At 64.2% G+C, this 14,608-nt stretch carries 8 protein-coding genes; 2 read left to right on the top strand and 6 right to left on the bottom strand.

Annotation, left to right across the window (positions count from 1 at the left end; all coding sequences use genetic code 11):
- Window positions 1–2: 2 nt before the first annotated feature.
- Both JS541_RS04120 and JS541_RS04115 read left to right on the top strand, forming a co-directional pair.
- A complete protein-coding gene (locus JS541_RS04120) occupies window positions 3–2,531 on the top strand; it encodes a lysylphosphatidylglycerol synthase transmembrane domain-containing protein (RefSeq protein ID WP_214373223.1) in 2,529 nt (842 codons plus the stop codon).
- Window positions 2,532–2,765: 234 nt separating this feature from the next.
- Window positions 2,766–3,047 carry an HU family DNA-binding protein gene (locus tag JS541_RS04115; RefSeq protein ID WP_163228992.1) on the top strand — a complete coding sequence of 94 codons (282 nt, stop codon included), beginning with the start codon at window positions 2,766–2,768 and terminating at the stop codon, window positions 3,045–3,047.
- A gap of 141 nt (window positions 3,048–3,188) precedes the next feature.
- Here JS541_RS04115 and pafA read toward each other — a convergent pair whose 3' ends face one another.
- The 6 genes from pafA to JS541_RS04085 all read right to left on the bottom strand — a co-directional run bounded on the left by pafA (window position 3,189) and on the right by JS541_RS04085 (window position 14,264).
- Complete coding sequence (gene pafA / locus JS541_RS04110) at window positions 3,189–4,649, bottom strand: Pup--protein ligase (RefSeq protein ID WP_214373222.1); 1,461 nt, start codon at window positions 4,647–4,649, stop codon at window positions 3,189–3,191.
- Entirely contained in the window at window positions 4,649–4,840 is a 192-nt protein-coding gene (locus tag JS541_RS04105; RefSeq protein WP_214373221.1) for a ubiquitin-like protein Pup, read from the bottom strand. The genes pafA and JS541_RS04105 overlap by 1 nt, the downstream gene beginning before the upstream one ends.
- 87 nt (window positions 4,841–4,927) lie before the next feature.
- Complete coding sequence (locus tag JS541_RS04100) at window positions 4,928–5,755, bottom strand: inositol monophosphatase family protein (RefSeq protein ID WP_214373220.1); 828 nt, start codon at window positions 5,753–5,755, stop codon at window positions 4,928–4,930.
- Window positions 5,756–5,881: 126 nt separating this feature from the next.
- A complete protein-coding gene (gene dop, locus JS541_RS04095) occupies window positions 5,882–7,522 on the bottom strand; it encodes a depupylase/deamidase Dop (protein ID WP_214373219.1) in 1,641 nt (546 codons plus the stop codon).
- A 98-nt stretch (window positions 7,523–7,620) separates the two neighbouring features.
- Entirely contained in the window at window positions 7,621–8,892 is a 1,272-nt protein-coding gene (locus JS541_RS04090; protein WP_214373218.1) for a glutamate-cysteine ligase family protein, read from the bottom strand.
- Window positions 8,893–9,116: 224 nt separating this feature from the next.
- Window positions 9,117–14,264 (bottom strand): acyl-CoA dehydratase activase-related protein, encoded by a 5,148-nt coding sequence (locus JS541_RS04085; RefSeq protein ID WP_214373217.1) that lies wholly within the window; start codon window positions 14,262–14,264, stop codon window positions 9,117–9,119.
- Between the last annotated feature and the right edge of the window lie 344 nt (window positions 14,265–14,608).

Raw genomic sequence — 14,608 nt, 5'->3', positions numbered from 1 at the left:
TGATGAGCGATCAACAGCATGCGACCGATTCCGCCGACGAGCGCACCGCCTCGTCGGCGGAATCGCGTTTTACGAACATCACTCCGAAGATGACGGACGAGGGGACGGCTCCGGTCACCACGACCGTCATCGACGACGTGCCGCCGAGGCGCATCCATGACGTCGGCGACCTGCTGCGGGCCGGCGCGTCCGTGGTGCTTGCGGTCGTTGCGATGCTGTCGGCCATGTACCTGCGCGGCATCACCACCGGCGTCGAGACCGACGCACACACGGCCGGGCAGGCGCTCAATTGGATGGTCGATCTGCCGACCACGCTGTTGCAGCAGCTGGCCATCGTTTCCATCGTGGTGATGGTGGTCGCGCAGCTGCTGCTGAGTCGCGCATGGATGCAGGCCGCATTGTCGGTGTTGGCGATGTTCGCCGCCTTGGGCGCCGTGTGGGGCATTTCCCTGACCGTGACGCGTTTCGGCGACGCGACGCTGATCGCCGCATTGAGTTCGCCCAACAGCTGGACGGGGTCCAGTCTGTTGCCCGATTTCTACGCCGGCGCCGCCGCTTTGCTGACGGCGGGCGGGCCGCGACGTACAAGATCCACCGTCAAATGGGGCTGGAACATCCTGTACACCGTGGCGGCGCTGCTGGTGCTGCTGTCGGTCAATTCCGTGGCCGGCGTGCTGGTGTCGTTCGCGATCGGCCGTCTGATCGGCATGCTGCTGCGGTTCGCGGTCGGCACCAAGAATCAGGGCGTGTGGGGCGAGGAGCTGGTGCAGGCCTTGGCAGGCATCGATCTGCATCTGGTGTATCTGTCCCGGCATATCGACAGCGACGAGTCCGTTTCCGCAGCCGCGTCCCGGTCCTCGCTCGACGACGATCTGGTCGAACGCTCACGCCGCTATGACGCGCAGGACGACCGTGGCCGCCATTTCGTGATCTCGGTGCTCGACAGCCAATCGCATACGGCCGGATACATGCGCCAACTGTGGCAGTGGATTCGTTTCACCGGCGTGTCCACGCGGCGCGACCGTTCCCCGCGCGAGGCCACGCAGCATCATATGGCGATGCTGCTGGGGCTGCATAACTGCGGTCTGCCCACGCCGCGCGTCTACGGCGTGGCGGATACGGGAGAATCGTCGATTCTGGTCCTGCAGGGCAATGACGCGATGCACGAATGCAACCGCAACACGATCAGCGATGAGGACGCGATCGCGCTGATGCGGTTCCTGTCCGTGGCGAACAGACGAGGCTACACGCACCGCCGCATCACGCCGAACACACTGGCCCGGCTTGAGTCGGGCACGCCGATCATTGCGGGATGGCAGAACGGCGACGATGCAAGCACGGCGGCGAACGTGGCACTCGACCAAGTGCAGCTGCTGGCGTTGCTGGCCGCCCTGATCGGCCCGGAACGTGCGGTCGCGGCAGGACGCAGCGTCTGGGGTGTCGACACGATCATCGAGCTGATCCCGTTCGTGCAGAAGGCGGCGATACCGAAGGCGACGCGCGCGTTGGACGGCTGGAACAACCATGTGCTGGACGACCTGCGCGCCCGGTTGCGTGATCTGGTGCCGCAGGATGCCGCCGAGACGACGGAGCCAGTGACGCTGTCGCGGTTCAGTGTGCGCTCGTTCATCGGACTGGCGCTGCTGGTGGTCGCGGTATCCGTGATGTTCACGCAGCTCAAGCCCGACGAGGTGATCTCCGCGGTGCGCAATGCAAACCCGGCGATGGCCGTGATCTGTCTGGCGTTCGGACTCGTCGCGTGGCTGGGATCCGCGTTGGAGCTCGGTGCGTTCGTGGACAGGCAGCGACGTGATCCCGTGGGCATATTCATGTCGCAGGTGGCGCAAAGCTTCGCAATGGTGTCGATGCCCGCCGGCGTGGGCCCGGCGTTTGTCAACCTGCAATTCCTGCGCAAAAGCGGCTACCGCAACACCGCTGCCACGGCGATCATGGGCGCGGTGCTGGTCGTGTATTATGTCGGCACGGTGCTGCTCACGCTGGTAGTCGGCCTGTTCACCGGCAGCGACGCGTTGAGCAGCATGATCCCGACGAACACCCTGATCGTGGTGCTTGGCGTGGTGTTGATGACACTGGCCGTGGCGATGATGATCCCGCCGGTGCGGCATTTCGCCGCACGCACCATATTGCCGTTGGTGAAGACCTATGCCCGCCAACTGGTCGATACCCTGTCCGATCCGGTGAAGCTGCTGCCGAGCATCGCAGGTATGCTGGTGCTCAACGTGGCGACCGGTCTGGGGTTCTGGGTGGCGCTGCTGGCGTTCGGATACATGACGAATCCGATCGAAACGTTTTTCATCTTCATGATCGCCAATGCGGTCGGCTCGTCGGTGCCCACCCCGGGCGGCCTGGGCGGCGTCGAGGCGGCACTGACCGTATCGTTCGGCGCGATGGGCGTGCCCGCCGGTGTTGCACTGTCGGCGACGCTGCTGTACCGTGTGGTGTTCTTCTGGGTACGCATCCCCTTGGGTGCGGCGGCGATGCGATGGCTGGACCGGCGCAACCTCATCTGATCGCCGACCAGCACATCGCGTAAGCCCAATGGTGGAGCCGTTTGTCGACCGTTCCGCTCCCCCGGGACGGTCAAATGCTGTCGCAGGTGCGTCCAATGTGTCGTTTTCGGGGTAAATTCCCTCGAAAACCCTTGAAAAATGCGGTATTTGGCGCGATCGTGCGCTATTATTCAGTATGAACGTGTGGATGGTTCGACCTAGGAGGGCCATCCCCTGACTCAAGAAGGATGCTTTATGGCATACAACAAGTCTGATCTCGTCTCGAAGATCGCCCAGAAGTCCAACCTGACCAAGGCCCAGGCCGAGGCGGCTGTCAACGCTTTCCAGGACGTGTTCATCGAGGCCATGCAGTCCGGCGAAGGCCTGAAGCTGACCGGTCTCTTCTCCGCTGAGCGCGTCAAGCGTGCCGCTCGCACCGGCCGCAACCCGCGTACCGGCGAGACCATCGAGATCCCGGCCACCTACGGTGTCCGCATCTCCGCCGGCTCCCTGCTGAAGAAGGCCGTCACCGAGTGAATCACCGAGTAAGCGGTTCCGCTCGGTAGTCTCGGCAACGACAGACGAGATAAGCCCCGACCATGGACGGTCGGGGCTTTTTCATGCCCGGGCTGCGACGGTACGCGATGCTCGGGATCGCGCACGACAACGCCCTCCGCTCTACAGTGCGGACAGCAGTTGCCGGTATTCCGGCGCAGGATCGTTCGCGAACGGGTCCAGTATCACGACCTCGCGATGTTCGGGACTGGTCAAGGTCAGTCGCGTCCAATCGCAGGAGAACTGCGCGCCGGCGGCCAACGCTGCGGCGACGAATCGTCCGCGCAGCGCGGCACGGGTATCGTCCGGCGGTTCGCTCAATGCCTGACGGGCATCGTCGTCCCCCAGCAGCCGAGTCATCGCGCCACGCCGCAGCAACGAGTCGTACAGCGTGCCGTTGACGATGTCGTGGTAATCCATGTCGAGCTGCTCGAGCTTCGACTGCGGGATCTTGCCGGCATGCCGTGCCTGTAACGCGTCGAACAGGCGCAGCTTCGCCGCCCAATCGATGCGATCCGCGAGGCTGGCTCTTTGCCCGGACTCGAGCAGATCCAGCACATGCCGCCATTCGTCAAGGATATGTTCGGCCGTGTCGTGCGGCAGCGCATCGTTCATCGGTTCGCGGCGGTCGGCCATGAACCGTTCGATGATATGCAGATAGCCGCGCTGGATGTCCAACGCGCCTAGTTCGCGGCCATCGGCCAGCCGCAGTCGTGCAGTGCGGCAGGTCAGGTCGCGGCTGACCGCACGGTTGGCGTCCCCCGCATCGGCCAATGCGAACGATTCGAATCCGCTCGGCCTTCCTTGCCGCGCGGCATCTTCGATCGCGCACAGCACCAGATGGGTCACGGCGAGTTTCATCCAGGTCGCCCACTGCGATCGGTTGGAGTCGCCGATGATCACATGAAGACGACGGAATTCCTCCGGATCGGCGTGCGGTTCGTCGCGCGTGTTGACCATCGGACGCGACCTGGTCGTGGCCGACGACACCGCCTCATCCAGGTAATCGGCTCGTTGGGTGATCTCGAAGCCTTCGTCGGTAACGCGGCCCGCGCCCGTGTACAGCTGACGCGTGATGAGGAACGGCAGCAACTCGTGCTCGACCTGTTCGAGCGAGACGAAACGGCGCACAAGATAGTTCTCATGGCATCCGAACGAATGTCCGGCGGAGTCGGCGTTGTTCTTGAACACGTGCACGCGCGCCCCCTCGCCAGATCCGGCGTCACGCAGCCGTTCCTGCGCCTGCACGGCGAGCCGGCGCATCACCAGTTCGCCGGCCAGATCCTGGGCGAGCGCGTCCAGCGGGTCACGGGCCTCGGCCGTGGCGTACTCCGGATGCGAGCCGACGTCGAGATACAGTCGGGATCCGTTGGACAGGTACGTGTTCGTGGAACGCGACCGGGAGACGATCGGCCGGAACATCGTCATCGCGACCTGCCCGGCCTCGATCGGACGGGTCGCACCCGTGACGGACACCCCGTACTCGGTCTCCACGCCGAAGATGCGGGCGAATCCTTCGAACTGCGGGGAGAACGGCACCGATGCGCCGGGCCCGCTGTTGCCGCTGTCGCGCAGCTGGGGCATCACTCGCCGCCCTTTTGCACGAAACTGTTCACGTATTCCTCGGCGTTGGTCTCGAGCACGGATTCGATGTCGTCCAGCACCGAATCAAGCACGTCACCGGTCTCCTGCGCCTCGACGGCTTCGACGCGCGTCGTCTCCTCACCGTGTTCGACGGCCTGTTCGGCCTTGCCCTGCACAAATTCCTGAGGCATGGTTCCCTCCATAACAGACATGCTCCCCTTGGGCAGGGCCCGAGGGGAGCAATCGTTTGCGATCACGATACGATCATAACCGTTCCATCACTGCAAATACGGCCGCAGCTCATCGATGATCAGGCCGTTCGAGGCGACGATGTCGTTGCCTCGGCGCCAATGCACCTGGCCGCCCTTCCACGTGCGCAGCTTGGCCTGTGCCTCCCAGCATACGACCGCACCGGCGGATACGGCGGGCACATCCCACTTGTGCAGGTGCGGCTCGAAATACGCGTCGTAGGTGCCATCGGCGACCTTGCACAGGTCAAGCGATGCCGGGCCGATACGCTTGATGTCGGCGGGCTGACCGGCGATCGCGCTCACCACGTCGAGCGCGCGCTTCGATTCGGTGGGCACGTAGGACATGCCGTAGCTGACGACCGAACCTTCCAGATGCGCGGTGGTGGACGGCATGATCTTCTCACGTTTCTCGCCGACCGCGGTCTTGCGGATACGGATGGCGCCCTGGCCGCGGGCGGCCAGATAAGTCAGGCCGAGACCGGGCGCATGCACGACGCCGAGGATCGGCTGGGCGGACAGCTCCTCGTTGAATTCGAACAGCGAGATCGTGATGGCCCATTCCGGCATGTTGCGCGTGTAGTTGATGATGCCGTCGATGTTGCCCACGCACCAGTAGCGCTCCCCCGGATGGCATTCGGCGGGGCGGTCCTGCCACAGGCCGTTGAAGTTCTCCACGTACGAAATACGGTTGGTGATGAACCGCACGAGCCGGTTATCCACGTCAAGGGTGGACGGCTTGTCCTCGGCCAAGTGCAGACCCTTGAGATCGCGCGGGTTCATCTGGTCGCCCAGCGCGTGCCGTCCGGCGTCCTGCGCGATGCGCGCCACCTCCAGAGCAAGTTCCCTCAGTTCCATGTGTCTCCTCGTCTACCGCCGAATATCGGCATTGCGGTTGTATGTTCGGTCGTCATGGCGCCAAGAGCCCGGCGCGCCGGCTTCCTCTGTGCCCTTGTGCGAAACGTTCAGTTACCATGTTCGATTTTATCTGGAAGTGGTGATGATCGCAGAGAGTCTCGACAGCGTTTCCGCTGCGCTCGAACATTCGTCCACAATCCGTTCACATGCCGACCGGTCAAAACGAAGCGGATCGGACATGTCAAGCGTGAACAGGTCGGACTGTCTGATCTGCGGGCGACTGGCGTTGCCGTACCAGTCGATGTCGTCGACCGCATCGGGGTGCGCGCGCACCGTCAGATGAGACCACGACGCGGCAACGACCTGTTCGGGGTACCGGTTCACGATCGCGGCACGCAGCCATGCGCGGGTGTCTTCGGGCGCGTGTTCGGCCGCCGCGGCGATTTCGGCGTCCGTGTTGACGCGTTCGGTGTGCGAACGCAGCTTGCCGAACACCGAACGCGCCGGATCGAGCGCGGCCCAGCTCAGATCAACGGCCTTGAGCTTCGGATCCTGCCAGCTGCCGGAGCCTTTGCGGCGCAGTTTTTCGAGCAGCTGCCATTTGAACAGCCATTCGATGCGGCCGGCCTCGGCGCTCAGCTGCAGTCGGTGATCGTCGTCGGCGTGCCGGATGGCCCCGGTGTCGGCGAGCGCCTGCCCCCACATCGCCATGATCGACCGCGTCGGCTTGTCGGGCCAGACCGGCTCCCCCTTGGTGTCGGTACCGTACATCATTGCGGACGCCGCGTAGACGGCGGCGCGCAGGGTGACCTGGATCTGCCACGCGGTCATCGTGCCGCCGTGCTCCAACGGCAGCGGTTCGGCGAGTGTCAGGTCGTGCGAGACGTCGTGTATGGCGGCGACCGGGTCGGCGAGTTCGATCTGGCCGAGCAGGTCGTCCATGTCAAGTCCCGCTTCGTCGGCATGTTCGGCCAGCCACAGCAGCATCGACGTCGTGCCGAGCTTGAGGGTCTGCGGCACGTCCATGCGGTTCGCGTCGCCGACGATCACGTGCAGACGGCGGTATTGGTCGGTGCTGTGTGATTCGTCGCGCGTGTTGATAATCGGACGGTCGAACGTGGTCTGCAAACCGACCTTCATGTGGAAGTAGTCGGCGCGCTGGCTCAGCTGGTAGCCGTCCGTCTCGCTGTGCTCGCCGATGCCGACACGGCCCGATCCGGTGTAGATCTGCCGGGTGACGAAGTGCGCGGTCATCAGGCGTGCAACGGTGTCGAACGGCACGGATCGCAGCATCATGTAGTTTTCGTGCGTCCCCCAGCTGGCACCCTTGCCGTCGACGTTGTTGCGGTGCAGGACGATCGGCCGGCCGGTGATATCGGTGGCTTTGCGTGCGGCGGCCAGCATGATGCGGTCGCCGGCGTGGTCGTAACGTACCGCCTCGAACGGGTCGGTGGTTTCGGGCGCGGAGTATTCGGGATGCGCATGGTCGACGTAGACGCGACCCCCGTTGGCGGCGATCACGTTGACGATGTTGAGCTGCGGCGCGTCGGTGAGCATGTCGGGCCGGGCCGCGGCACGTTCAAGCCTGGTGCCGCGCGCGTCGTTGACCGGATCCTCCTGCCGGTAGTCCCAGCGGATGTGCGCGTTCGCCTCGGTCGCTGCCGCGCCGACCACGTCGAACGACAGCTGCACGGGGTTGGCGTGTTGCCCGTCCGCGCGAGACACCGCGTATTCGGTTTCCGTACCCATCACTCGTATCACGCTCATGGTCGACCCTTTCGATGCACCTGTTTTCTTGCATCCTATTCGGGCCGGCCAACCAATGCGCGGACGGGCGGGAACCGCCGGCATGAGTCTGCCGGGGATTACTCCTGGAACACGTCAGGGTGCTTCGGATCGCCAGGCTCATCCGCCAGCACGCCTTCGAGACCGAGGAATTCCTTCCAGAACTCGAGCGGCTGGCCGTATGGCGCGGCATTGCGGCCGTGCGCCTGCAGGTTCGTCTTCGCCTCGAACACGTCCTCTTCGCGGATGCCATCGAAGTAGCTGACCAGCCGTTCGCGGTTCTCCGGCACGTAGAACAACGACGCGACGATTTCGGTGAGCCGTTCGGCACGGGCCAGCGGCAGCGAATCCCAGTGGCGCAGTTCGATGAAGTTCTTGAGGCGCACGTCGTTGAAGTGCGTGGAGATGATGTGGTTGATCTCGTACGGGTTGAGCGGACGATCGGGGTACACCTCCCCCGCGTTCTCGTAGAACGCCGGGTGATGCAGTTCCTTGCCGCTGAGCCCCTCGGCCTCCGGCGTATGCGTCAGATCGGCGAACATCAGCGGCGTCGACAGTACGTCCACCGCGTAGTCCTCCCAGCCGAAGCGCGGATCGAACAGCCCGGGGATCACGTTCGTGCGCTGGAAGTCGAGGAAATCCCACATACGCTGGCGCAGCAGCGGCCATGGGTTCGGCTCGCCTTCGAAGTACGGCGTGTTGCGGAAGTACCATGCGAGGATCGGACCGACCACGGTACCGAGCCGCAGCTTTTCGATCGCATCCTGCTCATCCACGTAATCGATACTCACCTGCGTGGACGCGGAGCAGCGCATCATGCACGGGCCGAACTGGCCGACGCGGCCCAGGTACGCGGTCATCGCGTCGTAGCGGTCCTTCGGGTTGACCTTCACGTCCGCATAGCTCGATTTCGGCTGGTAGCCGTAGTTGACGAGACGGAAGCCCAGTTCGTCGAGCACCGGGTCGACGTCGCGGCGGAACGAGCGGTACAGCGTGTTGAGGTCCTCGGGTTTCTTGAGGATGCCGAGCGAGCATTCGACCTGCCCGCCCGGTTCGAGCGAAACGGCGATGCCTTCGCGGCCCAAGCCGACCAAATGGCCGTTCTCCCAGTATTCCTTGGTTTCGTCGTAGTACGGGGCGATGCGCTTGAGCAGGGTCTCGATGCCGTTCGGCTCGTAGTAGCTCACGGCGGTGTCGTCGCTGTTGTGCACCGGCAAGTGTTCGATCTCCACGCCGAAGCCGCCGGTTCCGCGTTTGGACCGGCCATGCTCGAAGAAGTCGAGCAGGCTTTGGACATGCTTCGGATTCGGTTTGGCCAGCAAATGGGCATAACTGATGCGCGGTGTACTCATGCGCCCAGCTTAGCCGACGAATATGCCGCGACGCGGCCGTCCGGCTATACGAAAAACCGATAACGGACTACCCGGCCGCCAATCAATCCGCCGCAATCAACTTGTCGTGAGCTTTCTTGGCTGAGCCGTTAAGCGGACAGTGCAGTGCACTGTCCGTAGGCGAAGTGAGCGGGTTGCAATACAGGCAACCCGCGAAGGCGGCGGCCAAGCTACCCAATCACAGACTAATCCGCCGCAATCAACTTGTCGTGAGCTTTCTTGGCCGCCGCGATCATGAGCTTGATGCGGTTGAGCTGGTTCGCCTCGCTCGCGCCCGGATCGTAGTCGATGGAGACGATGTTGGCCTCCGGGTGCAGACGACGGATCTTGCCGAACATGCCGCGGCCGGTCACGTGATTGGGCAGACAGGCGAACGGCTGCGCGCAGATCACGTTCGGGCATCCCTGTTCGATCAGCTCAAGGATCTCGGCCGTGAGCAGCCAGCCTTCGCCGGCCTGCACGCCGATCGACGTGACCTCGGCTGCCTTCTTGACGAGCTCGGGCATCGGATCGTCCTGCTTGAACTTGCCGTTCGCGAGCGCGATGGCCTTGCGGATCGGCGCGTTGTACCGGTCGAGGCCCCAGCGCATGAGCGCGTACAGCTGCTGGTTGCCGCCCATGCCGAGGTTGCGTTCGTTCCAGTCGGTGATGTACGGACGGGTCGTCATGAACTCCATGATGCCGGGCACCACGGCCTCGCAGTCCTGTGATTCGATCACGTCGACCACATGGTTGTTCGCGTCCGGCTGGTATTTGACGAGGATCTCGCCGACGACGCCGACGCGCACCTTGCGCGGGATGTCCTTAAGCGGCAGCGCGTCGAACGACTTGACGATCTCGGCCGCAAGCGTGCCGTACGGCAGGTACGCCTTCCCCAGCCACGGTGTCTTGGCCGCGGTTTTCGAGAAGCCGTGGTGTTCGAGCGTCTCGCGCACGATCGTGTCCCACTGCTCGTACAGCTTGTTCGCCGAGCCCGGATCGACCTCGTACGGGCGCACGCGGTACAGGCACTTCATGAGTAGGTCGCCGAGGATCAGCGCCTTGATCGCGCGGTGCAGCAGCGCCGGCGTGGCCTTGAAGCCCGGGTTGTCCTCCAGGCCTTGCGTGGAGATCGCGATGACCGGGATCTGCGGGTAGCCCGCGTCGATCAGGGCCTTGCGGATGAGGCCGAAGTAGTTGGTCGCACGGCACATGCCGCCGGTCTGCGTGATCGCGAGCGCGACGTGGTCGGGATCGTACTTGCCTTGGATGATCGCGTCGATGAGCTGGCCGATGACCATGATGGCCGGATAGCAGGCGTCGTTGTTCACGTATTTGAGGCCGGTTTCGACGTCCTCGCGGCTGGCGTGCTTGAGGATATCGAACTTGTAGCCGCCGGAGCGGATGACCGCCTCGACCAGGGACATGTGGATCGGGCTCATCTGCGGGGCGACGATCGTGTAGTCCTTCTTCATGTCCTTGAGGAACTTCTGGCGGTGCGCGTAGCGCGACATAGTCGCGTTGTTGTGGCCGGACTTGGACGGCTTCCTGGACTTGGCGGACTGCGCGGCCGCCTCGATGTCGCGCTGCGCGGCGAGGCGCGAGGCGCGGCGCACCGATTCGGTGAGCTTCGGATTGGCGGCCATCGTCGTGTCGAGCAGGACCTGGCGGCCGGCGGTGGGCGCCTGGGAACCGGTCTTGCGGAAGCCGGTCGGCTTCGGAGCCGCAACGTCGCCGGCAGCGGTATCGGCGGCCGCGCGCTTGGCTTCGGCGGCCTTGACTGCGGCCTGCGCAGCGGCGAGCTGTTCCTTCGCTGCCTGAAGCTGCGTCTCCGCGGCGGCCAGATCGGCCTGTGCCTTGGCTTGGGCGGCTTCGCGCGCCTTGATCTCGGCGGCGGACGAACCGTTGATGATCATCTGATCCCGCTTGCCGACGGACGTCACGGACGAATTGTCACCGGCCGCCGCGGACACGGCCGCGACCGCCTTCGCCTTATTGCGTTCGCGCTCCTCGACCGCGGCCTTGAGCGAGCGCAGACGGATCTTCGCCGCACCCAGGTTCGACACCTCGTCGATCTTGAGCAGCGTGTACACGTCGGCCTTGTCGGCGAGGATCTCCGACACCTGATCGGTGGTGATCGCGTCGAGGCCGCAGCCGAACGAGTTGAGCTGCACGAGTTCGAGTCCCGGATACGAGGCGACGAAGTGAGCCGCCGCATACAGCCGCGAATGGTATGCCCACTGGTTGGTCACGCGCAGCGGCATGCGGTTGACGCTCACCTTGCGGTCGCCGACGTGACGGAACCCGTTCGCGTTCTTCTTGCGCGGGTCCTCCTCGCCGGCGGCCAGGAACTCGGTCAGATCGAGTTTTTCGCCCGGCTGCAGTTCGCAGATCGAGTCTTCCGAGAGCACGACCATGCCGAGCGAGCAGATCGTCTCGGGGATGCCGTGGTTGATCTCCGGGTCGACGTGGTACGGGCGGCCGGCGAGCACGATGCCGCGGCAGCCGTGCTCCTTCATGTACGCGAGCGCCTTCAGGCCTTCCTGCTGCACGTCGTTCTTGAACACCTTGTCTTCGGCGTACGCGGCCTTGACGGCCGTTTCGGCCTCTTCGCGCGTCACGTTGGCCCATGCGAACTCCTCGACGATACGGTCGACCATGAGCTCGTGGTTGGCGAGGTTGAAGTACGGGTGCATGTAGCGCACGCCCTCGGCGCGCAGTTCGGGCATGTTCGCGCCGACGACGAGCGGGTAGTTCGCCACGACCGGGCAGTTGTAGTGGTTGTCGGTGTTGGGCACGAGGTTGTCCTCGTAGCTCACGCACGGGTAGAAGATCGTCTTGATGCCCTTGTTGAGCAGCCACTTGATGTGGCCGTGCACGAGCTTGGCCGGGTAGCAGATGTTCTCGGATGCGATCGATTCGATGCCGGTCTCGAACAGTTCGTGCGAGCTGCGGCCGGAGATCATGACCTTGAAACCGAGCGAGGTGAGCAGCGTGAACCAGAACGGGTAGTTCTCGTACATGTTGAGCGCGCGCGGGATGCCGATCTCGCCGCGCGTGGCCTTCTTGTCCGTCAGGCGGCGGTAGGCGAAGCAGCGCTTGTACTTGTAGTCGTACAGGTTCGGCCGGTCGGAGCGCTGTTTCTTCGCGTCGCCGCCACGTTCGCAGCGGTTGCCGGTCACGAAGCGCGAGCCGTCGGAGAACGTGGTGATGGTGAGCTTGCAGTGGTTCTGGCACAGCTTGCACACGTCGCGTTCGGTGGTCATCGACATGTTGTCGAGGGCTTCCCCGGTCAGGATCGACGATGCGGTGTGATGCACGCCGTCGACGACGACCTCGTGCTCGTGTCCGGCGGCGGCCGCATTGGTCACGTCGACACCGGCCATGTCGGCCGACTTGGCCGCATCGCCGGCGGCAACCGACGTATCGGCGACGGCCGCGCCGTGCGCAGTACCGTTCGCACCGTCCGCGTTCGACTCTGCCGACGATCCGTCCGCAAGCACATGCTCGTGATCGTCGTCCGCGACGTCCTCGTAGTGCATGCGTGCGGTGAGCGCCGCGCCGTATGCGCCCATGAGGCCGGCGATGTTCGGTCGGGTCACCTGACGTTCGGTGAGCAGTTCGAACGCGCGCAGCACGGCGTCGTTCAAGAACGTGCCGCCCTGCACGACGACCGTGTCGCCAAGTTCGCCGGAATCGCGCAGTTTGATGACCTTGTACAGTGCGTTGCGCACGACCGAATAGCACAGGCCAGCGGCGATGTCCTCGATTGAGGCGCCTTCCTTCTGCGCCTGCTTGACGGACGAGTTCATAAACACGGTGCAGCGCGAGCCAAGGTCGACCGGGTGGGTCGAGGCAAGCGCCTTCTGCGTGAATTCCTGGATGGTAAGTCCCATCGACATGGCGAACGTCTGCAGGAACGAGCCGCAACCGGACGAACACGCCTCGTTGACGGCGATCGAGTCGATCACGCCGTCGGTGATGGCGAGGTACTTCATGTCCTGGCCGCCGATGTCGATCACGGCAGTGACGCCGGGGCTCACCATTTCGGCGCCGCGGTAGTGCGCCATCGTCTCGACCACGCCCTCGTCCAGGTGCAGGCCGGTGGTGATCAGGCCCTCGCCGTATCCGGTCGCGCAGGATCGCGCGATCCACGCGCCTTGAGGCAGCTGGGACTGGATCTTCTTGACGATGTTGATCGCGGCGGTCAGCGGGCTGCCTTCGTTGTTCGCATAGCTCGACCAGACGATCTCGCGGTCGTCGTTGACGAGGGTCGCCTTGATGGTGGTCGAACCCGCGTCGATGCCGAGGAAGTGCGGACCATGCGCGCCCTCGAGTGTGCCGATGTGGATGTGCTCGCGGTGGTGGCGCTCGTTGAACGCCTCGCGGTCGGCCTCGGTGGGAAACAGCGGCGGCATGGTGGGCGTGTTGGACGGCAGGTTCTTCAGCTCGTCGAGACAGTGCAAGATGTCGTCGCAGGTGCGCGCCTCGAAATGGTGTCCTTCGTCGTCGCTGTCCATGTCGGCCTGCAATGCCGCACCGTACGCGACGTACAGGTGGGCGTTGGTCGGCACGATGAACTCGTCGACCTTGCCGTCGAGCGCGCGCTGGAACGCGGCGCGCAGTTCGCTCATGAAGAACAGCGGGCCGCCGAGGAAGATGACGGTGCCGTGGATCGGGCGTCCTGAGGCGAGGCCGGCGATGGTCTGCGTGGCGACGGCCGTGAAGATCGACGCGGCGAGATCGGGCTTGGCGGCGCCGTCGTTGATGAGCGGCTGCAAGTCGGTTTTGGCGAACACGCCGCAGCGCGACGCGATCGGATACAGGTTCTCGTAGCTTTTCGCCATTTCGTTGAGGCCCGAGGCGTCGGTGTCAAGCAGTGTGGCCATCTGGTCGATGAACGCGCCGGTGCCGCCCGCGCACGAGCCGTTCATGCGCTGTTCGGGCGTGGGCTTCAGGTACGTGATCTTCGCGTCTTCGCCGCCGAGTTCGATGATGACGTCCGCGGCCGGATATTCCTTGTCGATCGCCTCGGTTTCGGCGATGACCTCCTGCACGAACGGCACGTGCATGCTGTCGGCGAGCGCGAGGCCGCCGGAGCCGGTGATGGCCAGACGGATCGGCTCGTCGCCGCGGCCTCGGGTTTCGAGTTCCTTGTGGATGTCGACGAGCAGTCCCGCGACGGTGGCTCGCACGTTGGCATGGTGACGGCGATAGTCGGAGAAGATGGTGTCGGACAGTGAGTCGGATTGATCGAGCACCACGGCCTTGACCGTGGTGGAACCGATGTCGAGTCCCACGCGCAACGGCTTCGTATCGTGGCGGTCCGCCGCGGTATGTGCTTCGTTCACCATGTAAACCTCTTTAAGCTGCTTCCGGGGCATGAAATCATGGGTCTGCTCGCTGTTTCGCGGTTCGTCCGTCGCGGATGCGTGCCATCCCGTGGCGCATCCGATTCATGCGTTGCCCGGCCTCTCAGCTTTCATACTGTAGTCTGAAGCCCCGCCCAAGCAGCCGTCTGGGGAGCTGGGCCGGCGTGATTTATCTAACAGAGGAAGGCGGTAAACCCCGCACGTCGCCCCGCTTTGTCGGATTGCGGCCAAGGGACTGCCGCCGTAACCGTCACTATGTTCGAGTCTTTACGGACACCGCTCGAACATAGTGACGGTTCAGTCACCCGAATCATCACTATGTTCGA

The sequence above is a fragment of the Bifidobacterium sp. SO1 genome, from assembly GCF_018555335.1.
In the GTDB taxonomy this organism is placed as follows: domain Bacteria; phylum Actinomycetota; class Actinomycetes; order Actinomycetales; family Bifidobacteriaceae; genus Bifidobacterium; species Bifidobacterium simiiventris.
Note: the sequence above shows the minus strand (reverse complement) of the source record. Positions and strands in the feature narration are given on the sequence as shown.

Bases quoted from the DNA above. Each gene is read 5' to 3' on its own strand.
- JS541_RS04120 (WP_214373223.1), top strand. From the start codon at position 3: ATGAGCGATCAACAGCATGCGACCGATTCCGCCGACGAGCGCACCGCC.
- JS541_RS04115 (WP_163228992.1), top strand. From the start codon at position 2,766: ATGGCATACAACAAGTCTGATCTCGTCTCGAAGATCGCCCAGAAGTCC.
- pafA (WP_214373222.1), bottom strand. From the start codon at position 4,649: ATGCCCCAGCTGCGCGACAGCGGCAACAGCGGGCCCGGCGCATCGGTG.
- JS541_RS04105 (WP_214373221.1), bottom strand. From the start codon at position 4,840: ATGCCTCAGGAATTTGTGCAGGGCAAGGCCGAACAGGCCGTCGAACAC.
- JS541_RS04100 (WP_214373220.1), bottom strand. From the start codon at position 5,755: ATGGAACTGAGGGAACTTGCTCTGGAGGTGGCGCGCATCGCGCAGGAC.
- dop (WP_214373219.1), bottom strand. From the start codon at position 7,522: ATGAGCGTGATACGAGTGATGGGTACGGAAACCGAATACGCGGTGTCT.
- JS541_RS04090 (WP_214373218.1), bottom strand. From the start codon at position 8,892: ATGAGTACACCGCGCATCAGTTATGCCCATTTGCTGGCCAAACCGAAT.
- JS541_RS04085 (WP_214373217.1), bottom strand. From the start codon at position 14,264: ATGGTGAACGAAGCACATACCGCGGCGGACCGCCACGATACGAAGCCG.